Source organism: Escherichia sp. KTE114, assembly GCF_000407765.1.
Classification (GTDB): Bacteria; Pseudomonadota; Gammaproteobacteria; order Enterobacterales; family Enterobacteriaceae; genus Escherichia; species Escherichia ruysiae.
Map to the genome: position 1 here is coordinate 2,876,036 of NZ_KE136626.1, position 25,425 is coordinate 2,901,460.

Below are 25,425 nucleotides of genomic sequence, written 5' to 3' on the forward strand. Positions count from 1 at the left end.
ACATGAAGAAAAATACAATAATTCAGTATGTTGTCTTGTCGTTGACTCTGCTTAATGCACATGTCGGGACGGCTGGACCTGAGCAGGTCAGTATGCATATTTATGGCAATGTGGTCGATCAGGGCTGCGATGTCTCTACTAAAAGCGCATTACAAAATATCCATATTGGTGATTTTAATATCAGCGATTTTCAGACCGCGAATACCGTAAGCACTGCTGCTGATTTGAATATTGATATTACCGGCTGTGCCGCTGGTATTACTGGCGCGGATGTCCTTTTTAGCGGCGAAGCTGATTCCCTTGCACCGACATTACTCAAATTAACCGACACAGGCGGAAGCGGTGGAATGGCAACGGGGATTGCCGTGCAAATTCTCGATGCACAAACCCAGCAAGAAATCCCGCTCAACCAGGTTCAGCCGCTCACCCCCTTAAAAGCAGGGGATAACACACTCAAGTATCAACTGCGTTACAAGTCTACAAAGACGGGAGCAACGGGCGGTAATGCGACTGCTGTCCTGTATTTTGATCTGGTTTACCAGTGAAGGAGTGATGTTGAAACGGATAATCTTGATTCTGTGTTTGCTGGGATTAACGGGAGGCGGCACGGTGTTTGCTCATGATGGCACGGTAAACATCAGTGGATCGTTTCGCCGTAACACGTGCGTACTGGCACAGGATAGCAAGCAAATTAATGTACCGTTAGGTGATGTCTCGCTGACGCGTTTTTCTCATGGGAATTATGGTCCGGAGAAATCTTTCATGATTAATTTGCAGGATTGCGGAACAGATGTCAGCACGGTAGACGTCACCTTTTCAGGAATACCCGACGGAATGCAGAGCGAAATGCTGTCCATTGAAAGTGGTACGGATGCAGCCAGTGGGCTGGCTATTGCGATTCTGGATGATGCGAAAATATTGATACCGCTTAATCAGGCGAGCAAAGACTACAGCTTACATAGCGGTAATGTGCCATTAACGTTTTATGCGCAACTGCGACCTGTCGGTGGCGGTGTGCAGTCGGGCAATGTGAGTGCCAGCGCGACATTTGTACTTCATTATGACTAATATCTGGAACAGATTTACGCTGTCTATTTTTGTCGTCTTACTCCTGCTGGTAGCGGGAGAGTTACAGGCGGGGGTTGTGGTTGGGGGAACGCGATTTGTCTTTCCTGCTGACAGAGAATCGATTTCGATTTCACTGACCAATACCAGTCAGGAATCCTGGCTTATCAACAGTAAAATTAATCGCCCTGTACGCTGGGCGGGGGGAGATGCACCTGCCACATCAGCACCATTACTGGCAGCTCCGCCGCTTTTTCTGTTGAAGCCGGGAACCACAGGAACGTTGCGCTTGCTGAAAACTGAAAGCAATTTATTACCTGCGGATCGTGAAACGCTATTCGAATTAAGCATTGCCAGCGTGCCTTCTGGCAAAGTGGAAAATCAAAGCGTGAAAGTGGCGATGCGTTCAGTATTTAAACTGTTCTGGCGACCCGAAGGTTTGCAAGGCGATCCGTTGGAGGCTTATCAACAATTACGCTGGTCACGGACTTCGCAGGGGGTGCAACTGATTAACCCCACGCCTTACTACATCAACTTGATTCAGGTTAGCGTAAATGGTCAACCGCTAAGCAACGCGGGGGTTGTGGCTCCTAAAAGTCAGCGTCAGACAAGTTGGTGCCAGTCAGTGGCACAGTGCCAGGTCTCCTGGCGGACGATAAATGATTACGGCGGTTTGAGTGAAAAGAAGGAGCAAAATCTGCCCTAAAACAGGTTCAGAAAACGTTTGCGCTTTTTTTGCCACAGGTCAATTCCCTTTTGATCCGAACTCGCACATAATACGCACCCGGTTTGCACACCGGGAATCCAGGAGAGTTCATGTACTACCCCTTCGTTCGTAAAGCCCTTTTCCAGCTCGATCCTGAGCGAGCTCATGAGTTTACTTTTCAGCAATTACGTCGCATTACCGGAACGCCGTTTGAAGCACTTGTTCGACAGAACGTTCCAGCGAAACCGGTTAACTGCATGGGACTGACCTTTAAAAATCCGCTTGGTCTGGCTGCCGGTCTTGATAAAGACGGGGAGTGTATTGACGCTTTAGGCGCAATGGGATTTGGATCGATCGAGATCGGCACTGTCACCCCTCGTCCACAACCAGGAAATGACAAGCCACGTCTCTTCCGCCTGGTGGATGCTGAAGGTTTGATCAACCGTATGGGCTTTAATAACCTCGGCGTTGATAACCTCGTTGAGAACGTTAAAAAAACACATTATGATGGTGTACTGGGAATTAATATCGGTAAAAATAAAGATACACCGGTTGAGCAAGGCAAAGATGACTATCTGATTTGTATGGAGAAAATCTACGCCTATGCAGGATATATCGCCATCAATATTTCATCACCGAATACCCCAGGATTACGTACTCTGCAATATGGCGAAGCACTGGATGATTTATTAACGGCAATTAAAAATAAGCAAAATGATTTGCAAGCGATGCACCATAAATATGTGCCGATCGCAGTGAAGATCGCGCCGGATCTTTCTGAAGAGGAGTTGATCCAGGTGGCCGATAGTTTGGTACGTCATAATATTGATGGCGTTATTGCGACTAATACCACCCTCGATCGTTCTTTAGTTCAGGGAATGAAAAATTGCGATCAAACCGGTGGCTTAAGTGGTCGTCCGTTACAATTAAAAAGCACAGAAATTATTCGCCGCTTGTCGCAGGAATTAAATGGTCGTTTACCGATCATTGGTGTTGGTGGTATTGACTCGGTTATCGCTGCCCGTGAGAAGATAGCCGCAGGGGCCTCACTGGTGCAAATTTATTCTGGTTTTATTTTTAAAGGGCCGCCGCTGATTAAAGAAATCGTTACTCATATCTAATTATTTCTTTCACTTTCTCTTTATAAGATAATCAGGGCTTTATTTTCAGCCCTGGTTGTTTTATATTCATTCCTGTTACTTATTTAGACATTTTGTACTTTTCTTGTTGAGGTTATTAAGCAAAGCGACAATGGAATGTGTTGCAGTGAATTTATAGGGTAGAGGAGAGGCATATGCGAATTAAACCAGACGATAACTGGCGTTGGTATTACGATGAAGAGCATGATCGAATGATGCTTGATTTAGCCAATGGTATGCTGTTTCGCTCACGTTTTGCGCGTAAAATGTTGACGCCGGATGCTTTTTCTCCTGCGGGATTTTGCGTTGATGATGCCGCGCTCTATTTCACGTTTGAAGAAAAATGCCGCGACCTTAACTTATCAAAAGAACAAAAAGCTGAACTGGTGCTTAATGCACTGGTAGCGATTCGTTATCTCAAACCGCAAATGCCGAAAAGCTGGCATTTTGTTTCTCATGGCGAAATGTGGGCACCAGCGTCGGGTGATGCTGCCTGTGTCTGGTTAAGCGACACCAATGAGCAGGTCAATTTACTGGTTATTGAATCTGGCGAAAATGCCGCACTGTGCCTGCTGGCGCAACCTTGCGTCATTATCGCCGGGCGCGCCATGCAACTGGGTGACGCCATCAAAATTATGAATGACAGGCTGAGACCGCATGTAAGTTATGACAGCGTCAGCCTTGAACAAGCCGTTTAACTTTTCAGTTTCAATGCAGTCTTCGGTACGCAACTACAGCAAAGAATTGTTCCATCGTCGCTCATAGCTGATTTTTTCAGCGGGGTGACTTCGCCTTCGAGAAGCTGAACACGACAACTTCCACATATGCCGGCACGGCAAGAATAGGGAATACGAATCCCTTGATTTTCTAATTGTTCCAGCAGTACCTGTTGGTTATTACCGCGAAATGCCCGCCCTTGCCAGTTGATATCAACATTCGCATTCGGTTGTTGGGGCGCAGGGAAAGTATCGTCCGTTGCGGCCGCACCGTAGACTTTTGCCGGTGCTGTCGCCAGGATTTCCACCTCATCGCCAACACGGATAACACCACTGTTACGGACAATTAAGTTCTGACCGAAATCGACATCGCCGTTATCCTGGGCTGTACGGAAAGATTGCAGCGTTTTTAATGGTTCGCCAGCCGGGTGCTTTTGCCCTTTTTCCGGGCTAACGGTGGTGAAAATACAACGGCTACAAGGTTTCACCACATCGAACACCACATCGCCAATACGAATCACTTTCCAGGTGTCTTCTTCCCACGCGGCTACGCCAGAAACAACCAGATTGGGGCGGAATTGTTCTATTTTGACACTTGCCGGACAGCGTTGTTGGAGATCGCGCAATGAAGCTTCATTGACGAGCAGATACGGATAGCCATCAGCGAATGACAGGGGTACAGTGTTGTGGCGTTTTACGCGCCGCGTCATCTGCGGCCCCACCCAGCGCAATTGCACGTCGCGGGAGAAAAATCCGCTTAACCATTTGTTAATCTCATCTGGCGCAATGCGCGCAGTAAAATGGTTACCCCACACTTCCGTTGGTGCGTCCTGTTTGGCGAAATCGGCAAAGCGGACCCACGCGCTGCTACCATCGGGCGCGGTGAGATGTAAGCCGTCATGCACGGGAGAAGGGGTAAACCGTACCATTTGCGGAAACTGACGAGCGGTAATAAACGTACCGTCAGGTTCTGTCAGCATAAAAATGCGATCGAAGGCCAGTCCGCTGATATCTGTAAGAGCGTGTGTCAGACCGATGCCACGCATGGATTTAACAGGATGAATAAAAAGCCGGGTTAATGTCGCCACGGTGCGGTCCCCAAATGAAAATAAGCCCTCAACTTTATGACATGACGGACTTATTAGCTATAATGCGCAACAATTTTCTTAGAGTAAAAGTGACGATATGAATTCTCTGTTTGCCAGTACGGCCCGTGGGCTGGAAGAGCTGTTAAAAACTGAACTGGAAAACCTGGGGGCCGTTGAATGCCAGGTGGTTCAGGGTGGGGTCCATTTCAAGGGCGACACGCGGCTTGTATACCAGAGCCTGATGTGGAGCCGCCTGGCCTCGCGTATTATGTTGCCGCTGGGCGAGTGTAAGGTTTACAGCGATTTAGACCTCTATCTCGGCGTTCAGGCGATCAACTGGACAGAGATGTTTAATCCTGGCGCGACCTTTGCTGTCCACTTTAGCGGTCTGAATGACACTATCCGCAACAGCCAGTACGGCGCGATGAAAGTTAAAGACGCAATTGTTGATGCTTTCACGCGTAAAAATCTGCCGCGACCAAATGTTGATCGCGATGCGCCGGATATCCGCGTTAACGTCTGGCTGCATAAAGAAACCGCCAGTATCGCCCTTGATCTGAGTGGTGATGGTTTACATCTGCGTGGCTATCGCGATCGTGCTGGTATTGCGCCGATTAAAGAAACCCTGGCAGCCGCTATTGTGATGCGATCCGGCTGGCAGCCAGGAACACCTCTGCTCGATCCGATGTGTGGTTCCGGTACGTTGCTGATTGAAGCGGCGATGCTGGCGACCGATCGCGCACCAGGCCTGCACCGTGGGCGTTGGGGCTTTAGCGGCTGGGCGCAGCATGATGAAGCTATCTGGCAGGAAGTGAAAGCGGAAGCGCAAACTCGCGCCCGTAAAGGCCTGGCTGAGTATAGCTCTCATTTTTACGGTTCGGACAGCGACGCACGGGTGATTCAACGTGCGCGCACTAACGCCCGTCTTGCGGGGATTGGTGAACTGATCACCTTTGAGGTGAAAGATGTCGCGCAACTGACCAATCCGCTGCCAAAAGGACCGTATGGTACAGTACTGAGCAACCCGCCGTACGGTGAGCGTCTGGACAGCGAACCGGCGCTGATTGCGCTGCATAGTCTGTTGGGCCGAATCATGAAAAACCAGTTCGGTGGCTGGAATCTCTCTTTATTCAGCGCCTCGCCGGATTTGTTAAGTTGTCTGCAATTGCGCGCAGACAAACAGTACAAGGCGAAAAACGGCCCGCTGGACTGCGTGCAGAAAAATTACCACATTGCTGAAAGTACTCCGGACAGCAAACCGGCGATGGTGGCGGAAGATTACGCCAACCGTCTGCGTAAGAACCTGAAGAAATTCGAAAAATGGGCGCGTCAGGAAGGGATTGAATGTTATCGTCTGTATGACGCCGATTTGCCGGAATACAACGTCGCTGTTGACCGCTACGCCGACTGGGTGGTCGTGCAGGAGTACGCGCCGCCGAAGACCATCGATGCGCACAAAGCGCGTCAACGTCTGTTCGATATTATCGCTGCGACCATTTCGGTACTGGGGATTGCGCCAAACAAACTGGTACTGAAAACCCGCGAACGCCAGAAGGGCAAAAACCAGTATCAGAAACTGGGCGAGAAGGGCGAGTTTCTTGAAGTTACCGAATATAACGCTCACTTGTGGGTGAACCTGACGGATTATCTCGATACCGGTCTGTTCCTCGATCACCGTATCGCCCGTCGTATGCTCGGTCAGATGAGTAAAGGCAAAGATTTCCTCAACCTTTTCTCCTATACCGGTAGCGCCACCGTGCACGCGGGATTAGGCGGTGCACGCAGCACCACCACCGTGGATATGTCGCGTACTTATCTGGAGTGGGCAGAACGCAACCTGCGTCTGAATGGCTTAACCGGTCGTGCGCATCGCCTGATTCAGGCCGATTGCCTGGCGTGGTTGCGTGAAGCTAATGAACAGTTCGATCTGATCTTTATCGATCCGCCAACCTTCTCTAACTCAAAACGAATGGAAGATGCGTTTGATGTTCAGCGCGATCATCTGGCTCTGATGAAAGATCTGAAGCGCCTGCTGCGCTCAGGTGGGACTATCATGTTCTCGAACAACAAACGTGGCTTCCGTATGGATCTCGATGGCCTGGCAAAACTGGGGCTGAAAGCACAAGAAATTACGCAAAAAACGCTCTCCCAGGATTTCGCCCGTAACCGCCAGATCCACAACTGCTGGCTGATTACCGCAGCCTGAAAGGAATAGTAATGTCATTAATCAGTATGCATGGCGCATGGCTGTCGTTCAGCGACGCGCCGCTTCTCGATAACGCAGAATTGCACATCGAAGATAACGAACGTGTTTGTCTGGTGGGCCGCAACGGCGCAGGCAAATCGACGTTAATGAAAATCCTCAACCGTGAACAAGGGCTGGATGACGGTCGCATTATTTACGAGCAAGATTTGATTGTAGCTCGTCTGCAACAGGATCCGCCGCGTAACGTTGAGGGTAGCGTTTATGATTTCGTTGCCGAAGGCATTGAAGAACAGGCTGAATACCTGAAACGCTATCACGATATTTCGCGCCTGGTGATGAACGACCCGAGCGAGAAAAATCTCAACGAACTGGCGAAGGTTCAGGAACAGCTGGATCACCACAACCTGTGGCAGCTGGAAAACCGCATCAACGAAGTGCTGGCGCAACTGGGGTTAGATCCTAACGTTGCGCTGTCGTCGCTTTCCGGCGGCTGGTTGCGTAAAGCGGCATTAGGACGCGCGCTGGTGAGCAATCCGCGCGTATTGCTGCTGGACGAACCGACTAACCATCTGGATATCGAAACCATCGACTGGCTGGAAGGGTTCCTTAAAACCTTCAATGGGACGATTATTTTCATCTCCCACGACCGTTCGTTTATCCGCAATATGGCGACGCGTATTGTCGATCTCGATCGCGGCAAGCTGGTGACCTATCCAGGGAATTACGACCAGTATTTACTGGAAAAAGAAGAAGCCCTGCGCGTGGAAGAGCTGCAAAACGCCGAGTTCGACCGCAAACTGGCGCAGGAAGAGGTGTGGATCCGTCAGGGGATCAAAGCGCGTCGTACCCGTAACGAAGGTCGCGTGCGTGCATTGAAAGCGATGCGTCGTGAACGTAGCCAACGCCGCGAGGTAATGGGTACGGCAAAGATGCAGGTGGAAGAGGCCAGCCGCTCCGGTAAGATCGTTTTCGAAATGGAAGACGTTTGCTACCAGGTTGACGGCAAGCAACTGGTGAAAGATTTTTCTGCCCAGGTTCAACGTGGCGACAAAATTGCCCTGATTGGCCCGAATGGCTGTGGTAAAACCACGCTACTGAAACTGATGCTCGGTCAACTTCAAGCGGACAGCGGGCGTATTCATGTCGGCACCAAACTGGAAGTGGCTTACTTCGACCAACACCGCGCGGAACTCGATCCCGATAAAACGGTAATGGATAACCTGGCAGAAGGTAAGCAAGAGGTGATGGTTAACGGTAAACCACGCCACGTGCTGGGCTATTTGCAGGACTTCCTGTTCCATCCGAAACGAGCGATGACGCCGGTGCGTGCGCTTTCTGGCGGGGAACGTAACCGTCTGCTGCTGGCGCGCTTGTTCCTTAAGCCAAGCAATTTACTGATCCTCGACGAACCGACCAACGACCTTGACGTCGAAACGCTCGAACTGCTTGAAGAGCTAATCGACAGCTACCAGGGGACAGTGTTGTTAGTAAGCCACGATCGTCAGTTTGTCGATAACACCGTTACAGAATGCTGGATTTTCGAAGGCGGCGGCAAAATTGGTCGTTATGTTGGCGGTTATCATGATGCCCGTGGTCAGCAAGAACAGTATGTGGCGCTTAAACAGCCTGTGGTAAAAAAAACCGAAGAAGCGGCAGCGCCAAAAACAGAAACTGTAAAACGCAACACTAGCAAACTAAGCTATAAATTGCAGCGCGAACTGGAACAGCTTCCTCAATTGCTTGAAGATCTGGAATCGAAGCTGGAAGCCTTACAGGCGCAGGTGGCGGATGCCTCCTTCTTCAGCCAGTCTCATGAACATACGCAAAAAGTGCTCGCTGATCTGGCTGCTGCGGAGCAGGAGTTGGAGCAGGCTTTTGAACGCTGGGAGTATCTTGAAGCGTTAAAAAATGGTGGCTGATCGCAAAACAGTTGATTGATATAGAGGCTGATGACAAAGGTAAAATTGCCTGATGCGCTACGCTTATCAGGCATGGGGGAAACTATTTGTATTCTCTCAGACCGGTAAAGGCACCTATGCTGCATCCGGCATGAAAAAAGGACACTTTGTCAGCAATCTGTAGAATAGCGCATCATTAAGGAGTACCAATGTGCGAACATCATCATGCCGCGAAGCATATCTTATGCTCGCAGTGTGACATGCTGGTGGCATTACCCCACCTTGAGCATGGTCAGAAAGCGGCATGTCCTCGGTGTGGCACAACGTTAACCGTTGCGTGGGACGCGCCCCGGCAGCGTCCTACCGCCTATGCGTTGGCCGCACTGTTCATGCTGTTGCTGTCCAACTTATTCCCTTTTGTGAATATGAACGTCGCAGGAGTTACCAGTGAAATTACATTACTGGAAATTCCGGGCGTGCTGTTTTCTGAGGACTACGCCAGCCTCGGCACTTTTTTCTTGTTGTTTGTGCAACTGGTTCCTGCATTTTGCCTGATTACCATTCTGCTTCTGGTGAATCGCGCCGAATTACCGGTACGTCTGAAAGAGCAACTGGCACGGGTGCTCTTTCAACTCAAAACCTGGGGAATGGCAGAGATTTTCCTCGCGGGTGTGCTGGTCAGTTTCGTCAAACTGATGGCCTACGGCAGTATTGGTGTGGGCAGCAGTTTTCTCCCCTGGTGTTTATTTTGTGTGCTGCAACTGCGCGCCTTTCAGTGCGTTGATCGTCGCTGGTTGTGGGATGATATTGCGCCGATGCCAGAACTACTTAAGCCGTTAAAACCGGGCATTACGGGTATCCGACAAGGATTGCGCTCTTGCTCTTGCTGTACGGCGATCCTTCCCGCCGATGAAACGGTGTGCCCGCGTTGCGGCACGAAAGGATACGTTCGGCGCAGAAATAGCCTGCAATGGACGCTGGCGCTGCTTGTTACGTCCATCATGCTGTATCTCCCGGCTAATCTATTACCCATCATGGTGACCGATTTATTAGGTTCGAAGATGCCGTCGACAATTCTCGCCGGGGTCATCCTGTTGTGGAGTGAAGGTTCTTACCCTGTTGCTGCGGTTATCTTTTTAGCCAGTATCATGGTGCCAACGTTAAAGATGATCGCCATCGCATGGTTGTGCTGGGATGCCAAAGGGCACGGCAAGCGTGACAGCGAAAGAATGCATTTAATTTATGAAGTTGTTGAGTTTGTAGGCCGCTGGTCGATGATTGACGTTTTCGTGATTGCGGTGCTCTCGGCGCTGGTGCGTATGGGAGGTTTAATGAGTATTTATCCGGCAATGGGTGCGTTAATGTTTGCTTTAGTCGTCATAATGACAATGTTTTCTGCGATGACGTTTGATCCACGCTTGTCGTGGGATCGTCAACCTGAATCAGTGCATGAGGAGTCCTGACAGTATGGAATCTAATAATGGGGAAGCCAAAATCCAGAAAGTGAAGAACTGGTCTCCCGTGTGGATATTTCCTATCGTCACGGCGCTTATAGGGGCGTGGGTTCTTTTTTATCATTACAGCCATCAGGGACCGGAAGTTACCCTGATCACCGCGAATGCGGAAGGGATTGAGGGCGGCAAGACTACCATTAAAAGCCGTAGTGTTGACGTCGGCGTGGTCGAGAGCGCAACGCTAGCCGATGATTTGACGCACGTTGAAATCAAAGCGCGCCTGAATGCCGGTATGGAGAAGCTGCTGCATAAAGATACCGTCTTCTGGGTGGTAAAACCGCAGATAGGTCGAGAAGGTATTAGTGGCCTGGGCACACTGCTTTCCGGTGTGTATATCGAACTGCAACCGGGGGCGAAAGGCAGCAAACAGGCAAGTTATGATTTGCTCGATTCGCCACCGCTGGCACCGCCTGATGCGAAAGGTATTCGTGTGATTCTTGATAGCAAAAAAGCCGGACAACTCTCGCCGGGAGATCCGGTGCTGTTCCGTGGCTATCGGGTAGGTTCGGTTGAAACCAGCACCTTCGATACGCAAAAACGCAATATCAGCTATCAACTGTTCATCAATGCGCCTTATGACCGGTTGGTGACCGGCAATGTTCGCTTCTGGAAAGATAGTGGCATTGCGGTTGATCTGACGTCAGCGGGAATGCGCGTAGAGATGGGCTCGTTGACAACGCTACTCAGCGGCGGCGTCAGCTTTGACGTGCCGGAAGGTCTGGATTTAGGGCAGCCTGTTGCGCCGAAAACCGCATTCGTTTTGTATGACGACCAGAAGAGCATTCAGGATTCGCTATATACCGATCACATTGACTATCTGATGTTCTTTAAAGATTCGGTACGAGGCTTGCAGCCTGGCGCTCCGGTAGAATTCCGGGGTATTCGCCTGGGTACAGTAAGTAAAGTACCTTTCTTTGCGCCGAATATGCGTCAGACATTTAATGATGATTACCGTATTCCGGTACTTATTCGCATTGAACCGGAACGGCTGAAAATGCAGCTTGGCGAAAATGCGGATGTCGTTAAGCACCTTGGAGAGTTGTTGAAACGTGGTTTACGCGGATCGCTGAAGACCGGAAATCTGGTCACTGGCGCGCTCTATGTTGATCTCGATTTCTATCCAAATACGCCAGCAATAACCGGTATTCGTGAATTTAATGGTTATCAGATTATCCCGACCGTTAGCGGCGGTCTGGCGCAAATCCAGCAACGTCTGATGGAAGCATTAGATAAGATCAACAAGCTGCCGTTGAATCCGATGATTGAGCAGGCGACCAGTACGCTGTCTGAAAGCCAGCGCACGATGAAAAACCTGCAAGCGACGCTGGATAGCATGAACAAGATCCTTGCCAGCCAGTCGATGCAGCAGTTGCCGACGGATATGCAGTCAACGTTGCGTGAGCTGAATCGCAGTATGCAGGGCTTCCAGCCTGGCTCCGCAGCCTACAACAAGATGGTGGCGGATATGCAGCGGCTTGATCAGGTGTTGCGTGAACTGCAACCGGTGCTGAAAACGCTTAATGAGAAGAGTAACGCGCTGGTATTTGAAGCGAAGGACAAAAAAGATCCAGAGCCGAAGAGGGCGAAACAATGAAAAAGTGGCTAGTGACGATTGCGGCACTGTGGCTGGCCGGATGCAGCTCCGGCGAGATCAATAAAAACTATTACCAGTTACCTGTTGTGCAGAGCGGTACGCAAAGTACCGCCAGCCAGGGCAATCGCCTGTTATGGGTAGAGCAAGTCGTTGTTCCAGACTATCTGGCGGGGAATGGGGTGGTTTATCAGACCAGCGATGTGAAGTATGTGATTGCCAATAACAACCTGTGGGCCAGCCCGCTGGATCAACAGTTGCGCAACACCCTGGTTGCTAATCTGAGTACGCAACTCCCCGGTTGGGTGGTTGCCTCCCAGCCTCTGGGAAGCGCCCAGGACACGCTCAACGTAACCGTAACGGAGTTTAACGGTCGCTATGATGGCAAGGTCATTGTCAGTGGCGAGTGGCTGTTGAACCACCAGGGACAATTGATCAAACGACCGTTCCGTCTGGAAGGGGTGCAAAATCAGGATGGCTACGATGAAATGGTCAAAGTGCTGGCCAGTGTCTGGAGTCAGGAAGCCACTGCTATTGCGCAAGAGATAAAGCGTCTACCTTAATTATAAATATTTGTAAATATAACCGTCTCCGGCATGTAGCCTGAGGCGGTTTTTTTGTTTAATCCATCGAGAAAAACTTGTTCCGCTTCACATTTTTTGTACAACCAACATGCCTGTATGGCTCACAAATATGACAGTGGCGTGAATTTTGCGCATTGACGGCAGTTATGATTCGCGGTATTGCTTAACTGTGATTGCACATTTAGTAATCACTGTTTTCTTTTCCACCAGAAACCAGTATGAGGGAAACGAGGCATGAAGAGACAAAAACGAGATCGCCTGGAACGGGCACATCAACGTGGTTATCAGGCCGGCATCGCCGGACGCTCAAAAGAAATGTGTCCCTATCAGACGCTGAATCAAAGGTCACAATGGCTGGGAGGCTGGCGAGAAGCCATGGCGGACAGGGTAGTAATGGCCTGATTCTGTCTCTTTAAAAAGAAACCTCCGCAATGCGGAGGTTTCGCCTTTAATATGTAGCCTGATTTAAATCAGAATGCAGAAGTATCCTGGAACAGACCGACTTTCAGGTCGCTGGCGGTATAGATTAGACGACCATCTACCAGCACTTCGCCGTCTGCCAGACCCATGATCAAGCGACGGTTAACAATGCGTTTAAAGTGAATACGGTAGGTCACTTTTTTCGCGGTAGGTAGAACCTGACCAGTGAACTTCACTTCGCCTACACCCAGTGCGCGGCCTTTACCTTCGCCGCCCAGCCAGCCAAGGTAGAACCCTACCAGCTGCCACATCGCATCCAGACCCAGACATCCCGGCATTACCGGATCGCCGATGAAGTGGCAGCCGAAGAACCATAGGTCTGGATTGATATCCAGTTCTGCTTCGACATAGCCTTTGTCGAAGTTACCGCCGGTCTCGGTCATTTTGACCACTCGATCCATCATCAGCATGTTTGGTGCTGGCAATTGCGGGCCTTTAGCGCCAAACAGTTCTCCGCGACCAGAGGCAAGAAGGTCTTCTTTTGTATAGGATTCGCGTTTATCTACCATGTTCTCTGTAAGCCTTATTTTAGTGAAGCACGCAGGATAGCTAACACGTGTACGCTGAACAAGTCCGATCAGTTCGGAATAAACCAGTTCAGCCAACGTAATGGCCATGGAAAACGGTGACGTCCTTCCTGTTGCGATGCTTGCGCAATACGTTCCTGGATAGTTTGCATCAGCGTTGTCTGGCCTTCGCCATCCCACACAAGATTTAATAATAACGGCAGTGCGTCAGTCACATCGTCTACTGCCCAGATGGTGAATTTGCCTTCCTCTACCGCTTTCACAAGTTCACTGTGAAGACTTAAATGGCGAACGTTAGAGGTAGGGATAATGACACCTTGTTTCCCCGTTAACTCACGTTGCTGGCAAATCGCAAAGAAGCCTTCGATTTTCTCATTCAAACCACCGACCGGTTGGGCGCGACCGAACTGATCGACTGAACCCGTAATAGCGATACTCTGATTCACCGGCACATCGGCAAGGGCGCTTATCAGGGCGCAGAGTTCAGCCATCGAGGCACTATCGCCGTCCACTTCACTGTATGACTGCTCAAAAGTTAGCGATGCTGAGAAAGGGATCTGTTGCTCAAGCTGAAGCTCCGACATCAGGAACGCCTGCATGATCATCATCCCTTTAGCGTGTATGTTGCCGCCAAGCTCGGCTTTGCGTTCGATATCGGTAAACTCGCCATCACCTATATGCACAACGCAGCTAATGCGAGAAGGTTCGCCAAAAGCGCGCGGATGGCCCGGAAATTCGATGACCGAAAGGGCGTTAATTTGCCCGATGCGTTCGCCTTCGGTTTCAATCAGGATCTGCTCCTGAAGGATCTCATCCTGCATCCGTTCGGCGAGGAAACCTTCGCGCCATTCACGCTGCTGTAGCATTAAGTTTAGCTGCTCGCCGGAGAAGGTATCGCCATCGCACAAGGAAGCGACTTCTTTACACTGGCGGAGGATCCACTGCGGGCTAAGCGGCAGCGTTTCTTGTTCACCGGTGTAGCGGACGGCTTCGCGGATAAGTACCGGCCAGGCATCAGTTCCCGGCGCAGGCAAGTGGTTATGTCTGGCGGTGAATGTCACCCAGCGACACCACTGGCTTACTGACTCGGCGTCGATAATCTGAAGGGTATCTTCAAATTCACTATAAATAGCCTGCTCAGAGAGTTCTGGCTCCATCTCCTGGAAATCGGCCAATGATTCGCGTTCGCCGACCAGAACGACTTTCAGCTTCAGTGGCATTGAAGGAACGGAGACAGGGAGAGGACGCGACTCATCAAACGCTACCCAGTCAAAATATTCGCGGTTAACGATATTTTTCAGCCGCATCCACAGCAGAGGTTGCGCCAGCAGAGTACGCAAAGAGATGATGAGAATACCGCCATTTGCCTGATGCACCAGGCCTGGCTGCAAGGTAATGTCGCCATTAAACTGGCGCAGGCAGCCAAAGAGTTGTTCTGCTTCTACCCAGTCGGCAGCGACAACCTGCGTTAAAGTCGCAAAATTATCATCTGCGCTAACTGCGTTACGTAAGCGAATGGTGTGGCCGGAAATCTCATAATGACCGCCCACCAGTTGGCCTGCATCGCTTTGTAGCGCACGTGCGGCATCGGCAATAAGATTCAGATACTCAGACTCATTCGGGGCCTTTGCCAGCATAAAAGAGGAGGATGCTCGCGTATGCAGTAGCTGTTCCAGCGCAAATTGCAGTCGCGGTTGAGTATCACTGAATAAAGGATCGTTTTCGTCAATCAAATGTGGCTGTGCAAATACTTCCTGATAGCTTTCGGTATCAGGCACTAAGTCACGCCATGCAAGTTTCGTAATGGTCAAAGTTGATGTTTTTTAGTCTGTTGTCAAAGATGCGATTATACCGTAACCGGCACTTCAGCACACGTGGAAAGCGATGACAAAAGACCTGTCGTGCGCGCGAAAGCTCACAGGATGGAGATTCTTTTCATCACACAGTTAAAAAACTGATATTCTGTAAAGAGTTACACGGTAACATTGAGATCGCTATGAAATATCAACAACTTGAAAATCTGGAAAGCGGTTGGAAATGGAAGTATCTGGTGAAGAAACACCGTGAAGGGGAGTTAATTACCCGTTACGTAGAAGCCAGTGCCGCCCAGGAAGCCGTTGACGTGTTGCTATCGCTGGAAAATGAACCCGTGCTGGTAAATGGCTGGATTGACAAGCATATGAATCCAGAGCTGGTCAATCGCATGAAGCAGACAATTCGGGCCAGACGGAAACGCCATTTTAATGCGGAACATCAGTACACGCGTAAGAAATCAATCGATCTGGAATTTATTGTCTGGCAACGGCTGGCAGGTCTTGCACAGCGGCGCGGTAAAACACTTTCCGAAACGATTGTCCAGCTGATTGAAGATGCGGAAAACAAAGAGAAATATGCAAATAAAATGTCTTCTTTGAAGCAGGATTTGCAGGCCTTACTGGGTAAGGAATAACTTGCCAGGGTTATTTACTTTACTGAAGACGAAAAAAACCCCGCATGAAGCGGGGTTTTTTACCAGACGAGAACTTAAGCCTGCGGCTGAGTTACAACGTCTTTGATGCCTTTAACTTCGATCTCTACGCGACGATCCGGAGCCAGGCAGTCAATCAGTGCAGCGCGTTGTTTCACGTTGTCACAGGTGTTGCCGGTAACCGGGTTGGATTCGCCCATACCACGTGCGGAGATCTTGTCAGACGGGATACCTTTAGAGATCAGGTAATCAACGACGGACTGAGCACGACGCTCGGACAGACCCTGGTTGTAAGCATCAGAACCGATGCGGTCAGTGTAACCCAGAACAACTACGGAACCGTCTTTCGGATCCAGGTTGCTCAGCTGGCTGTACAGCTGATCCAGAGCAGCCTGACCTTCCGGTTTCAGGGTTGCTTTGTTGAAGTTGAACAGAACGTCAGACTTCAGAGTGAAGTGCTTGGTCTGTACTTCTGGAGCCGGAGCCGGAGCCGGAGCAACTACCGGAGCTGCTTCGCCCTGACCGAAACGGTAGGAAACACCCAGGCTCAGCAGACCGTTGTCCGGACGAGTACCGATGGTGTGTGCGTCACCGATGTTGTTGGTCCACTGGTATTCCAGACGGGTAGCGATTTCAGGAGTGATCGCGTACTCAACACCACCTGCGAATACCGGGGAAACGCCGGTGTCGTGGTCTTTAAAGGATGCGCCACCAGGTACGTTAGCCTTGGTGTCTGCACGCCATACCATACCACCCAGACGAGTGTAGATGTCCAGATCGTCAGTGATTGGGTAACCCAGTTTAGCGGTCAGCTGAACGCCCTGAGCTTTGTATGCGCCATTGATGTTGTCGCCTTTGTACGGCATACGACCTAACCAGTCGTAACCCATTTCAAAGCCAACATACGGGTTAACCTGGTAACCACCAAAAGCACCTGCACCCAGTTGGTTTTCGTGGGTCGGACCATTGTTAGGAATGAAACCAGTGTCATGGTACTGGGACCAGCCCAGTTTAGCACCAGTGTACCAGGTGTTATCTTTCGGAGCGGCCTGCGCTACGGTAGCGAAACCAGCCAGTGCCACTGCAATCGCGATAGCTGTCTTTTTCATTTTTTGCGCCTCGTTATCATCCAAAATACGCCATGAATATCTCCAACGAGATAACACGGTTAAATCCTTCACCGGGGATCTGCTCAATATTAACTCTACCGATATCTTCGGCTTATGCCGAGCACCCCTGGCGATGTAAAGTCTACAACGTAGTTGAAAACTTACAAGTGTGAACTCCGTCAGGCATATGAAAAAAAAGATTTGTATAAGGCGCGTTTAACCTTTTTTGTTAACGACACTTTACAGCATAAAATCGCGGAAACCGCTTCAGACAAGCCTCCGCAGGGAAAGTTAGCCATGAGTGAAATCGTCAGACGGGCGATAAAAAAAGTTCCAGGATTAATCCTAAATTTACTTAATGATACAAATTAGAGTGAATCTTTACCCCGGAAAGTTGTCTCGTGGCGTGAGAGGATGTGCTCACTGGACGCATAATAAACCCCATTGCGTTACCTTCATTAGCGGCATCCACAAGCTCTGCATGTTCTTCTTCTGTCAGATCATCTGTTAACCAACCGATCACCACGCTGTAATTTCCCGTGCGTAAAGCGCGAACCATTGATTCCACTGTATGGCAAGGGGAAAGCTGGTTTATCTGCATCACTTTCGTTAAAGGTAGTCCAGCGGCCTGAACCCATTCACGACTCAGTTTTTGTTTTGGTGTTAACCATAGTTGCCAACGTGATTGCTGGCCGAGTTGCTGCAACAATGGCAAAAGCAGCAGTTGCGTCATCATGGGCTGATCTTCGCGATAGACAACTTCACTAATTAGCCCGGCTGTTGTGTTTTCCGTGGAGACACGCGCAATTTTGTTTGCTGCGGATGAGAACAACGAAGAACGATGTGCATAGCCTGAAGTGTACATAATCAATCCAGCCCTGTGAGTTACTGTATGAATATACAGTACATCCGGTGGCAACAAAGATCAACCCTAATTTCGGAAAGAGCCTCGCAAATTTTGTCGTTGGTGACCTGAAAACTTAAATTAATCTTGCCCCTTGATAATAAGTTGCCTATTTTCGTATTTAACGGATCCGTTAATGTGAATCATTCTTTTATATTATGATTTTAAAAGGAATTTTATGAAAAGCCTCTCTTATAAGCGGATCTATAAGTCACAAGAATACCTGGCTACGCTGGGCACTATTGAATACCGATCATTGTTTGGTAGTTACAGTCTGACCGTTGATGACACGGTATTTGCAATGGTTTCTGATGGCGAGTTGTATCTTCGGGCTTGTGAACAAAGTGCACAATACTGTGTAAAACATCCGCCAGTATGGCTGACATATAAAAAGTGTGGGCGGTTTGTTACCCTCAATTACTACCGGGTCGATGAAAGCCTATGGCGAAATCAACAAAAGCTGGTGCGCCTGTCGAAATATTCTCTGGACGCTGCGCTTAAAGAGAAAAGTACGCGCAATATCCGGCAACGGCTGAAAGATTTACCCAATATGTCTTACCATCTTGAGGCTATTCTTGGGGAAGTGGGGATTAAGGATGTACGGGCGTTACGTATTCTTGGGGCGAAAATGTGTTGGTTGCGACTGCGGCAACAGAACAGTCTGGTGACAGAAAAAATCTTATTTATGCTTGAAGGCGCAATTCTCGGTATTCATGAAGCTGCGCTCCCGGTGGCACGCCGCCAGGAGCTTGCAGAATGGGCAGATTCAATTACGCCGAAACAGGAGTTTCCTGCGGAACTTGAGTAATTCTGCGCTGCAGACGACCAATTTCTGGTAGTAATGCAATCAATAATCCGACTTGCTGTACAACCAGAGGTTCTTTGCTGTCTGCCCGTGGTTCAAGTTGCTGCATCTGTTGTTTCAGGTCAGCTAATGCCTGATTGACGCGTTCTTCATCGGCTGGTTGATGATGTAGCGCGTCATCCACATAGCAGACTGCGTCATCAAGAAACGCCAGAATTTCAGGGTTAGTTAACTGCTCACGGTGTGCGCCGAGGGCAGAAATGTAACTGGTAAACGTATGGTTAAGGCACAGTAACCGGAACGCGTCCTCGCGAATTTGCGGTGTGACATTCGGTTCGCTGGACATATTCGACACCACCGACGCCAGCTCTGCATCACGATTGTGCGCATCGCGACGAGCAATACGATATGCCAGACGGTTATCGCGCCCCTGGTGGTATTGTTCGAGAATAGCATCGAGATAACGGCAGTTAGCATCGGTTGCGCGCTCAAGCATTCGGGGCAGATTACGAAACCGCCAGTCTGGCCAGATGTAACTTACCGCAGCCCATGCAATGGCACATCCGATCAGCGTATCGATTACGCGAGGCAATGCCACTTCAAAACCTTCACCCAGCAAGTTAAAGCACAGTAGCACCAGAAGCGTAATGAACATTGTTGCATGAGCGTATTGCACGTTACGGAAGGCAAAAAAGAGAACACCGGTAATAACCAGCAGCACCAGCTGCCCTTCCAGTGATGGCACAAACCACAGCACAGGAATGCCAATGGCGATACCTACCAGCGTACCAATAATCCTTAACTTCAGGCGGTGGCGCGTGGCGTTATAGTTTGGCTGGCAGACAAACAAACTTGTCAGCAAGATCCAATACCCGTGATGCATTCCGGTTATCTGAATGATGGCGTAGCCGAAGCACAACACCAGCGACATTCTTACCGCATGACGGAAGAGGGCGGATTCCGGCGTGAAGTGACGGCTAAGACGCAGCCAGATATCACTCAATCCGTGCGGGCTGTCATCAGCGAGCTCATTTTCGTCATTATTATGGGGTAGTGCCTGGGCCTGTTCTGATTCAATTGTTGCCAGTTGGGCATCAATGGCGCGTAAATTGTTCAGCAAAAATCCCAGTGTTTTGAGTAAATCAGCAGGCGCGCCGTTATCGCGCATCCGCTCCAGCGCAGCATCAATATGCGTAAAAGCGCGCTCAAAATGCGGATCATGTTGATAAAGCTGACGCAACAAAATACAGCGTGACAGTTGCTGGCACGCCTGGCCTTGCATCGACATCAGCCGCTGAAAACGGAACAGCACGTCGCTGTGACGAAAATGTTCACGTAATGTTTGATACTGAATATGAGAAGAGCTGGCACGCTCGTGAATATCCTGCGCGACAAAGTAATAATGCAGTGTGCGACGCGTTCCCCGTTGACCACGATCGCCACGTAAGCGGGTCAGCAGCGAGAGTTTCGTCTGATTCAATGTCGCCATCAGCTGACCGTTGGCGAGAGCCAAATCGTACAGCGGTGCCTGGCTTTCATCTTCAATATCAGGATCAAACATGCGCGACTTGAGCTCAAGATAACGCGCCAGTTGTTCATAGCAACGCGCCAGGTTGTCCTGCAGCGGGCGGACCGGGAACAGCAGATGACCAATAAGTGTCAGGACGTTGTACCAGACGGCACCGGCCAGCAGATACATCGGCTGCTGATACCAGTGCTCATACAGAGACGTTCCCAGCATGGTGTAGATAGCGATCAGCAACGCGCCAAAAGCGATTGTTGCATAGCGTTGACCCAGACCGCCGAGCAAAATGAAACCGCTGGTGGAGAGCGTTAAGCCAATGGCAAACAGCCAGGGCCAGGGAAACAGCAATTCTACCGAGGCCGAGGCGATAAAAAAGCAGAATAGCGTAATGATAAGGTTACGCAGACGCCCAGCCAGTCGGTCGTCGAGATCGGTCAGCGCCGCTGCCACCATCCCCAGGGTCAGCGGAATCGTCAGTTTTACATCACCCAGCCACCACGGAAATGCAGTAGTACCACAAAGCGCAATAAAAATACGCGCGTAATACAGCCAGGCGCTGTTCCAGGTATAGCGTTTGAGCAAAGGACTTAGCATAAAAGCCATAATGTTAGATTATTCAAAACGACGTCGCGCATTGGCTTCACGCGCAGCACGAGCTGTTTCCACAGAAACTACGCGGCGACCGACTGGCCACAGTGCAATAGCGGCAATTTTAAAATTCGCAATGCCAACCGGAATGCCAATGATGGAAATGCATTGTGCGATACCTGTCGCAATGTGCATCAGGCATAACCACCAGCCAAAGAAAATCAGCCAGAAAATATTCAGTACCGTACCGCCAGTATTCAGCAGCACATTTTTACCTGCCGGATTCAGTTCATCGACATGAATGGCCTCATTGCCATAAGGCACCAGAGACAGTTTGGTGATCTCCCAGCAGGATCGTGTCAGCGGTAAGGTAAAAATCAGCACAATACTGACCAGGGTCGCCAACAGCCAGCCCAGAGTGGTGGCAAATCCGCCAAGCACAAAGTTCAGAATGTTCAAAACGGTACGCATAAAACCTCGCTTTACTGTGGTTTTCAGTAATGGGCGGCAATTGTAACGTTTTTTTGGGCTGGAGCACGTTTTCTCTGACGGTTACACTGATAAGAAATAACATCGTGTGGATCTACAGAGTCATGGAACTGAAAGCGACAACTCTTGGCAAACGTCTGGCACAGCACCCTTACGATCGGGCGGTGATCCTCAATGCCGGGATAAAAGTCTCCGGCGATCGTCACGAATATCTCATTCCTTTCAATCAATTACTGGCGATTCACTGTAAACGCGGTCTGGTATGGGGTGAGCTGGAATTTGTACTGTCTGATGAAAAAGTAGTGCGTCTGCACGGCACCGAATGGGGTGAGACGCAGCGTTTTCACCGTCATCTTGATGCTCTCTGGCGGCGCTGGAGCGAAGAGATGAGCGAAATTGCGGCTGGTGTATTACAGCAGCAATTGGATCTTATTGCCGCGCGCACCAACGATAATAAATGGCTGACGCGGGAGCAAACTTCTGGCGTGCAGCAACAAATCCGCCAGGCTTTGTCGGCGTTGCCGTTGCCGGTCAATCGACTGGAAGAATTCGATAACTGCCGTGAGGCGTGGCGCAAATATCAGGCCTGGTTGAAAGATATTGAAGGCGCTCGGTTGCAGCATAATCAGGCGTATACCGAAGCCATGCTTAACGAGTATGCGGATTTTTTCCGTCAGGTTGAATCTTCACCACTTAATCCGGCACAGGCTCGGGCAGTCGTTAATGGCGAACATTCCCTGTTAGTGCTGGCAGGCGCAGGAAGCGGTAAAACGTCGGTGCTGGTAGCGCGTGCAGGCTGGTTGCTGGCGCGTGGTGAAGCGTCCCCTGAGCAAATTTTATTGCTGGCGTTTGGTCGCAAAGCCGCTGAAGAGATGGACGAGCGTATTCGCGAACGGCTGCATACCGAAGACATTACCGCACGCACGTTTCATTCACTGGCGCTGCATATTATTCAGCAATGTAGCAAAAAAGTACCCACAGTCAGCAAACTGGAAAATGACACCGCTTCCCGGCATGAACTCTTTATTGCTGAGTGGCGCAAGCAATGCAGCGAGAAGAAAGCGCAGGCGAAGGGCTGGCGGCAATGGCTGACGGAAGAAATGCAGTGGTCAGTGCCAGAAGGTAACTTCTGGGATGATGAAAAATTACAGCGTCGTCTTGCCTCTCGCCTCGATCGCTGGGTAAGTCTGATGCGGATGCACGGCGGTGCACAGGCAGAAATGATTGCCAGCACGCCCGAAGAAATCCGTGATCTGTTCAGCAAACGAATCAAGTTAATGGCTCCGTTGCTGAAAGCCTGGAAAGGTGCGCTGAAAGCAGAAAACGCCGTCGATTTTTCTGGCCTTATTCATCAGGCGATTGCTCTCCTTGAGAAAGGTCGCTTTATCAGCCCGTGGAAACATATTCTGGTTGATGAGTTTCAGGATATCTCGCCGCAGCGCGCAGCGTTGTTAGCGGCATTACGCAAGCAAAACAGTCAGACGACGTTGTTTGCCGTTGGCGATGACTGGCAGGCGATTTACCGCTTCAGCGGTGCACAAATGTCGCTCACCACGGCTTTCCATGAAAACTTTGGTGACGGCGATCGCTGTGATTTAGACACGACTTACCGTTTTAACAGCCGTATCGGTGAGGTGGCTAATCGGTTTATTCAGCAGAACCCGAGTCAGTTGAAAAAGCCGCTAAACAGTTTAATCGCTGGCGATAAAAAGGCCGTCACGTTATTGGATGAGAGCCAGCTTGATGCGTTGCTGGATAAGCTCTCTGGTTACGCTAAACCGGAAGAGCGCATCCTGGTTCTGGCGCGTTACCACCACATGAAGCCCGCCAGCCTGGAAAAAGCGGCAACGCGCTGGCCGAAGTTGCAAATCGATTTTATGACTATTCATGCCAGCAAAGGGCAACAGGCGGATTACGTGATTATTGTTGGCTTGCAGGAGGGGAGTGATGGCTTCCCGGCCGTGGCACGTGAGTCGATTATGGAAGAGGCGCTACTGCCGCCGGTTGAGGATTTCCCGGACGCCGAAGAACGACGGTTAATGTACGTTGCGTTGACCCGCGCACGACATCGGGTATGGGCGCTGTTCAACAAAAACAATCCTTCCCCCTTTGTGGAAATACTGAAAAATCTGGATGTGCCGGTGGTGAGAAAACCGTAAGAAACAGGTGGCGTTTGCCACCTGTGCAATATTATTTCAGGCGATCCGCGAGATAACGCTGATAATCGGGGATCAGGATATCTACCGCGTCGTTGAAATGCGGCGACTGGATAATGAAATCAGCCGTTGCCACGTTGGTGGCGACCGGAATGTTCCACACCGTCGCCAGACGCAGCAACGCTTTCACGTCAGGATCGTGCGGCACGGCATTTAGTGGATCCCAGAAGAAAATCAGCACATCAATTTTCCCTTCCGAAATCAATGCGCCCACCTGCTGGTCACCGCCCATTGGGCCGCTCAACATGGCGTTAACATTCATACCGGTAGCGCGGGAAATTAAGTTACCCGTGGTGCCCGTTGCATAAAGTTCGTGCTGTTCCAGTAATGGTTGATGCCGTTCCACCCAGCTCATGAGCATTTGTTTACAGTGATCGTGTGCCACCAGCGCAATATGTTTCCGCGCTGGTAAAGTGCGAGTCGTCAGTTCCATAATTTACATCCATAGTTAACTTTCCTACAGATTACTGTAAGCACTTATCGCTGCAAGATAAAGACCGAAAAAGCCTGCGCACAGGCACAAAAATCTCAGGAAGATGGTTGTTTTTCCGCCCATTGCAGGAAGTTATTGCGCGTTTGCGGATCTGCCAGTTTAAACCAATACTTCAGCCGTTGTTCAGTGAGCACCTGGGACTGTGGCGGAATAGCATCCAGTTCGGAAACACCAGAAAGCAGTGTACTGTCATCTGCCATCATGGTGGCAAATTGCGGTAGAGAAGCGCGTTTCGCGGATTTGTTATAACGCTCGACCTCGACTTCATAATCAATCGTTTTTGCGGTTGAAGTAATAGCCAGAATATCCAGCTTTACCGGAATCGGCGTCGCATCGCCATCTAACAATTCAAGGCGCGGCGTTGTGTCGAAATGGTTGGCTTCCCGTTCATTCTCCAGGCGTGGCAGGCGAAAGTTCACCTGGCTAATGAGCTGGGTATTAAAACTCACCACCAGCGGCGGGGAGATATAAAGCCGTTCTTCACTACTGGAAAGATGGATAGTTTTCTCGACGCGAAACACTAACTGATGCGGTCCATTATCCAATTCAATGCTGTCCGCACCGCGCAGCAAAGAGCTTGAAACCTTCTTGCCGTCGAGTACCAGAAGATCAATATCGCTGGACAGCCGTAGCGTGGTGGCAAAAACGGATACCGGCAAACATAATGCAATCAAGGTGGTCAAAATGCCGGTTTTCATAGATAGCTCCTGTCTAATGACCGCCTGAATAATAATGTATCAAAATTTTTCTTTAATCATACTTACTAACATATAGACATGTTTTCCGCTTTTGCTCTCATTCATTCGTATTAGCTGCATGGTTGGTATGTTGGGATTGTCGTACACTTTGATAAATAGTCTGGAGGAAATGATGAAAGAGACCGATATTGCAGCCATTTTAACGTCCACTCATACCATTGCGCTGGTAGGGGCAAGTGATAAACCCGACCGTCCAAGTTATCGCGTGATGAAATACTTGCTTGATCAGGGCTATCACGTCATCCCGGTCTCACCTAAAGTCGCCGGTAAAACGCTGTTGGGTCAGCAGGGCTACGGCACGCTGGCAGAAGTTCCGGAAAAAGTCGATATGGTTGATGTTTTTCGTAATTCAGAAGCCGCGTGGGGCGTGGCGCAGGAAGCTATCGCCATTGGGGCAAAAACCTTATGGATGCAGCTAGGGGTGATTAATGAGCAAGCGGCAGTACTGGCACGTGATGCCGGGTTACAGGTAGTTATGGATCGCTGTCCGGCAATTGAGATCCCTCGCCTGGGGCTGGCTAAATAAAAAATACCCGGAAGGTTTTTGCCTTCCGGGT

Annotated in this window: 24 protein-coding genes; 15 read left to right on the forward strand and 9 right to left on the reverse strand. The window is 50.0% G+C overall.

Going from position 1 to position 25,425, the window contains the following annotated elements:
- Positions 1 to 2 precede the first annotated feature (2 nt).
- The 5 genes from WC5_RS07575 to zapC all read left to right on the forward strand — a co-directional run bounded on the left by WC5_RS07575 (position 3) and on the right by zapC (position 3,608).
- A complete protein-coding gene (locus WC5_RS07575) occupies positions 3 to 545 on the forward strand; it encodes a fimbrial protein (RefSeq protein WP_016231655.1) in 543 nt (180 codons plus the stop codon).
- A 7-nt stretch (positions 546 to 552) separates the two neighbouring features.
- Positions 553 to 1,068: a fimbrial protein gene (locus tag WC5_RS07570; protein ID WP_000919390.1), complete on the forward strand. Its 516-nt coding sequence runs from the start codon at positions 553 to 555 to the stop codon at positions 1,066 to 1,068.
- Positions 1,061 to 1,771, forward strand: coding sequence for a fimbrial chaperone (locus WC5_RS07565; protein WP_010348853.1), 711 nt, complete (start codon positions 1,061 to 1,063; stop codon positions 1,769 to 1,771). The genes WC5_RS07570 and WC5_RS07565 overlap by 8 nt, the downstream gene beginning before the upstream one ends.
- 110 nt (positions 1,772 to 1,881) lie before the next feature.
- The gene (gene pyrD, locus WC5_RS07560; RefSeq protein ID WP_010348855.1) at positions 1,882 to 2,892 is read left to right on the forward strand and encodes a quinone-dependent dihydroorotate dehydrogenase; all 1,011 of its coding nucleotides are present in this window, start codon (positions 1,882 to 1,884) and stop codon (positions 2,890 to 2,892) included.
- 173 nt (positions 2,893 to 3,065) lie between these two features.
- The gene (gene zapC / locus WC5_RS07555; RefSeq protein WP_001220664.1) at positions 3,066 to 3,608 is read left to right on the forward strand and encodes a cell division protein ZapC; all 543 of its coding nucleotides are present in this window, start codon (positions 3,066 to 3,068) and stop codon (positions 3,606 to 3,608) included.
- On the opposite strand, the gene WC5_RS07550 is transcribed toward zapC, so the two are convergent.
- Positions 3,605 to 4,714, reverse strand: coding sequence for a YcbX family protein (locus tag WC5_RS07550; protein ID WP_000224298.1), 1,110 nt, complete (start codon positions 4,712 to 4,714; stop codon positions 3,605 to 3,607). The genes zapC and WC5_RS07550 overlap by 4 nt on opposite strands.
- A 97-nt stretch (positions 4,715 to 4,811) precedes the next feature.
- Between WC5_RS07550 and rlmKL the strand changes: the two genes are divergently transcribed.
- From rlmKL to rmf, 6 genes are all read left to right on the forward strand, one after another.
- On the forward strand, positions 4,812 to 6,920 hold the full coding sequence (rlmKL, locus tag WC5_RS07545) for a bifunctional 23S rRNA (guanine(2069)-N(7))-methyltransferase RlmK/23S rRNA (guanine(2445)-N(2))-methyltransferase RlmL (RefSeq protein ID WP_001086513.1): 2,109 nt from the start codon (positions 4,812 to 4,814) through the stop codon (positions 6,918 to 6,920).
- Positions 6,921 to 6,931: 11 nt separating this feature from the next.
- Positions 6,932 to 8,839, forward strand: coding sequence for an ABC transporter ATP-binding protein (locus tag WC5_RS07540; protein WP_000053105.1), 1,908 nt, complete (start codon positions 6,932 to 6,934; stop codon positions 8,837 to 8,839).
- A gap of 188 nt (positions 8,840 to 9,027) precedes the next feature.
- Positions 9,028 to 10,281 carry a membrane integrity-associated transporter subunit PqiA gene (gene pqiA / locus WC5_RS07535; protein ID WP_000333155.1) on the forward strand — a complete coding sequence of 418 codons (1,254 nt, stop codon included), beginning with the start codon at positions 9,028 to 9,030 and terminating at the stop codon, positions 10,279 to 10,281.
- 4 nt (positions 10,282 to 10,285) lie between these two features.
- A complete protein-coding gene (pqiB, locus tag WC5_RS07530) occupies positions 10,286 to 11,926 on the forward strand; it encodes an intermembrane transport protein PqiB (RefSeq protein ID WP_000445526.1) in 1,641 nt (546 codons plus the stop codon).
- Positions 11,923 to 12,486 carry a membrane integrity-associated transporter subunit PqiC gene (gene pqiC / locus WC5_RS07525; RefSeq protein WP_000759127.1) on the forward strand — a complete coding sequence of 188 codons (564 nt, stop codon included), beginning with the start codon at positions 11,923 to 11,925 and terminating at the stop codon, positions 12,484 to 12,486. Before pqiB ends, pqiC begins: the two co-directional genes overlap by 4 nt.
- A gap of 255 nt (positions 12,487 to 12,741) precedes the next feature.
- Positions 12,742 to 12,909, forward strand: coding sequence for a ribosome modulation factor (rmf, locus tag WC5_RS07520; protein WP_000828648.1), 168 nt, complete (start codon positions 12,742 to 12,744; stop codon positions 12,907 to 12,909).
- 68 nt (positions 12,910 to 12,977) lie between these two features.
- On the opposite strand, the gene fabA is transcribed toward rmf, so the two are convergent.
- Both fabA and WC5_RS07510 read right to left on the reverse strand, forming a co-directional pair.
- Complete coding sequence (gene fabA / locus WC5_RS07515) at positions 12,978 to 13,496, reverse strand: bifunctional 3-hydroxydecanoyl-ACP dehydratase/trans-2-decenoyl-ACP isomerase (RefSeq protein ID WP_000227927.1); 519 nt, start codon at positions 13,494 to 13,496, stop codon at positions 12,978 to 12,980.
- 68 nt (positions 13,497 to 13,564) lie between these two features.
- Positions 13,565 to 15,325, reverse strand: coding sequence for an AAA family ATPase (locus WC5_RS07510; RefSeq protein ID WP_000156539.1), 1,761 nt, complete (start codon positions 15,323 to 15,325; stop codon positions 13,565 to 13,567).
- A 185-nt stretch (positions 15,326 to 15,510) separates the two neighbouring features.
- On the opposite strand from WC5_RS07510, the gene matP reads away from it, so the two are divergent.
- Positions 15,511 to 15,963: a macrodomain Ter protein MatP gene (gene matP, locus WC5_RS07505; RefSeq protein WP_000877169.1), complete on the forward strand. Its 453-nt coding sequence runs from the start codon at positions 15,511 to 15,513 to the stop codon at positions 15,961 to 15,963.
- Between the two features lie 74 nt (positions 15,964 to 16,037).
- Here the strand turns inward: matP and ompA are convergent, their stop codons facing one another.
- Both ompA and sulA read right to left on the reverse strand, forming a co-directional pair.
- Positions 16,038 to 17,090 carry a porin OmpA gene (ompA, locus tag WC5_RS07500; RefSeq protein WP_016158018.1) on the reverse strand — a complete coding sequence of 351 codons (1,053 nt, stop codon included), beginning with the start codon at positions 17,088 to 17,090 and terminating at the stop codon, positions 16,038 to 16,040.
- Between the two features lie 355 nt (positions 17,091 to 17,445).
- Positions 17,446 to 17,955, reverse strand: coding sequence for an SOS-induced cell division inhibitor SulA (gene sulA, locus WC5_RS07495; RefSeq protein ID WP_000288696.1), 510 nt, complete (start codon positions 17,953 to 17,955; stop codon positions 17,446 to 17,448).
- 217 nt (positions 17,956 to 18,172) lie between these two features.
- Here sulA and sxy point away from each other — a divergent pair, with 217 nt between their 5' ends.
- Positions 18,173 to 18,802 carry a CRP-S regulon transcriptional coactivator Sxy gene (gene sxy / locus WC5_RS07490; RefSeq protein ID WP_000839140.1) on the forward strand — a complete coding sequence of 210 codons (630 nt, stop codon included), beginning with the start codon at positions 18,173 to 18,175 and terminating at the stop codon, positions 18,800 to 18,802.
- On the opposite strand, the gene yccS is transcribed toward sxy, so the two are convergent.
- Positions 18,765 to 20,927 (reverse strand): YccS family putative transporter, encoded by a 2,163-nt coding sequence (gene yccS, locus WC5_RS07485; protein WP_000875028.1) that lies wholly within the window; start codon positions 20,925 to 20,927, stop codon positions 18,765 to 18,767. The two genes, sxy and yccS, sit on opposite strands and share 38 nt — an antisense overlap.
- 9 nt (positions 20,928 to 20,936) lie before the next feature.
- Positions 20,937 to 21,383, reverse strand: coding sequence for a YccF domain-containing protein (locus tag WC5_RS07480; protein WP_001261238.1), 447 nt, complete (start codon positions 21,381 to 21,383; stop codon positions 20,937 to 20,939).
- Positions 21,384 to 21,505: 122 nt separating this feature from the next.
- On the opposite strand from WC5_RS07480, the gene helD reads away from it, so the two are divergent.
- Positions 21,506 to 23,560, forward strand: a complete 2,055-nt coding sequence (helD, locus tag WC5_RS07475; RefSeq protein WP_010348867.1) for a DNA helicase IV — start codon at positions 21,506 to 21,508, stop codon at positions 23,558 to 23,560.
- Positions 23,561 to 23,591: 31 nt separating this feature from the next.
- Here the strand turns inward: helD and mgsA are convergent, their stop codons facing one another.
- On the reverse strand, positions 23,592 to 24,050 hold the full coding sequence (mgsA, locus tag WC5_RS07470) for a methylglyoxal synthase (protein ID WP_000424179.1): 459 nt from the start codon (positions 24,048 to 24,050) through the stop codon (positions 23,592 to 23,594).
- Positions 24,051 to 24,145: 95 nt separating this feature from the next.
- Positions 24,146 to 24,808, reverse strand: coding sequence for a DUF2057 family protein (locus WC5_RS07465; RefSeq protein WP_000847775.1), 663 nt, complete (start codon positions 24,806 to 24,808; stop codon positions 24,146 to 24,148).
- A 172-nt stretch (positions 24,809 to 24,980) separates the two neighbouring features.
- Between WC5_RS07465 and WC5_RS07460 the strand changes: the two genes are divergently transcribed.
- A complete protein-coding gene (locus WC5_RS07460) occupies positions 24,981 to 25,394 on the forward strand; it encodes a CoA-binding protein (RefSeq protein WP_010348869.1) in 414 nt (137 codons plus the stop codon).
- Positions 25,395 to 25,425 lie beyond the last annotated feature (31 nt).

Bases quoted from the DNA above. Each gene is read 5' to 3' on its own strand.
- WC5_RS07575 (WP_016231655.1), top strand. From the start codon at position 3: ATGAAGAAAAATACAATAATTCAGTATGTTGTCTTGTCGTTGACTCTG.
- WC5_RS07570 (WP_000919390.1), top strand. From the start codon at position 553: ATGTTGAAACGGATAATCTTGATTCTGTGTTTGCTGGGATTAACGGGA.
- WC5_RS07565 (WP_010348853.1), top strand. From the start codon at position 1,061: ATGACTAATATCTGGAACAGATTTACGCTGTCTATTTTTGTCGTCTTA.
- pyrD (WP_010348855.1), top strand. From the start codon at position 1,882: ATGTACTACCCCTTCGTTCGTAAAGCCCTTTTCCAGCTCGATCCTGAG.
- zapC (WP_001220664.1), top strand. From the start codon at position 3,066: ATGCGAATTAAACCAGACGATAACTGGCGTTGGTATTACGATGAAGAG.
- rlmKL (WP_001086513.1), top strand. From the start codon at position 4,812: ATGAATTCTCTGTTTGCCAGTACGGCCCGTGGGCTGGAAGAGCTGTTA.
- WC5_RS07540 (WP_000053105.1), top strand. From the start codon at position 6,932: ATGTCATTAATCAGTATGCATGGCGCATGGCTGTCGTTCAGCGACGCG.
- pqiA (WP_000333155.1), top strand. From the start codon at position 9,028: ATGTGCGAACATCATCATGCCGCGAAGCATATCTTATGCTCGCAGTGT.
- pqiB (WP_000445526.1), top strand. From the start codon at position 10,286: ATGGAATCTAATAATGGGGAAGCCAAAATCCAGAAAGTGAAGAACTGG.
- pqiC (WP_000759127.1), top strand. From the start codon at position 11,923: ATGAAAAAGTGGCTAGTGACGATTGCGGCACTGTGGCTGGCCGGATGC.
- rmf (WP_000828648.1), top strand. From the start codon at position 12,742: ATGAAGAGACAAAAACGAGATCGCCTGGAACGGGCACATCAACGTGGT.
- fabA (WP_000227927.1), bottom strand. From the start codon at position 13,496: ATGGTAGATAAACGCGAATCCTATACAAAAGAAGACCTTCTTGCCTCT.
- matP (WP_000877169.1), top strand. From the start codon at position 15,511: ATGAAATATCAACAACTTGAAAATCTGGAAAGCGGTTGGAAATGGAAG.
- ompA (WP_016158018.1), bottom strand. From the start codon at position 17,090: ATGAAAAAGACAGCTATCGCGATTGCAGTGGCACTGGCTGGTTTCGCT.
- sulA (WP_000288696.1), bottom strand. From the start codon at position 17,955: ATGTACACTTCAGGCTATGCACATCGTTCTTCGTTGTTCTCATCCGCA.
- sxy (WP_000839140.1), top strand. From the start codon at position 18,173: ATGAAAAGCCTCTCTTATAAGCGGATCTATAAGTCACAAGAATACCTG.
- yccS (WP_000875028.1), bottom strand. From the start codon at position 20,927: ATGGCTTTTATGCTAAGTCCTTTGCTCAAACGCTATACCTGGAACAGC.
- WC5_RS07480 (WP_001261238.1), bottom strand. From the start codon at position 21,383: ATGCGTACCGTTTTGAACATTCTGAACTTTGTGCTTGGCGGATTTGCC.
- helD (WP_010348867.1), top strand. From the start codon at position 21,506: ATGGAACTGAAAGCGACAACTCTTGGCAAACGTCTGGCACAGCACCCT.
- mgsA (WP_000424179.1), bottom strand. From the start codon at position 24,050: ATGGAACTGACGACTCGCACTTTACCAGCGCGGAAACATATTGCGCTG.
- WC5_RS07465 (WP_000847775.1), bottom strand. From the start codon at position 24,808: ATGAAAACCGGCATTTTGACCACCTTGATTGCATTATGTTTGCCGGTA.
- WC5_RS07460 (WP_010348869.1), top strand. From the start codon at position 24,981: ATGAAAGAGACCGATATTGCAGCCATTTTAACGTCCACTCATACCATT.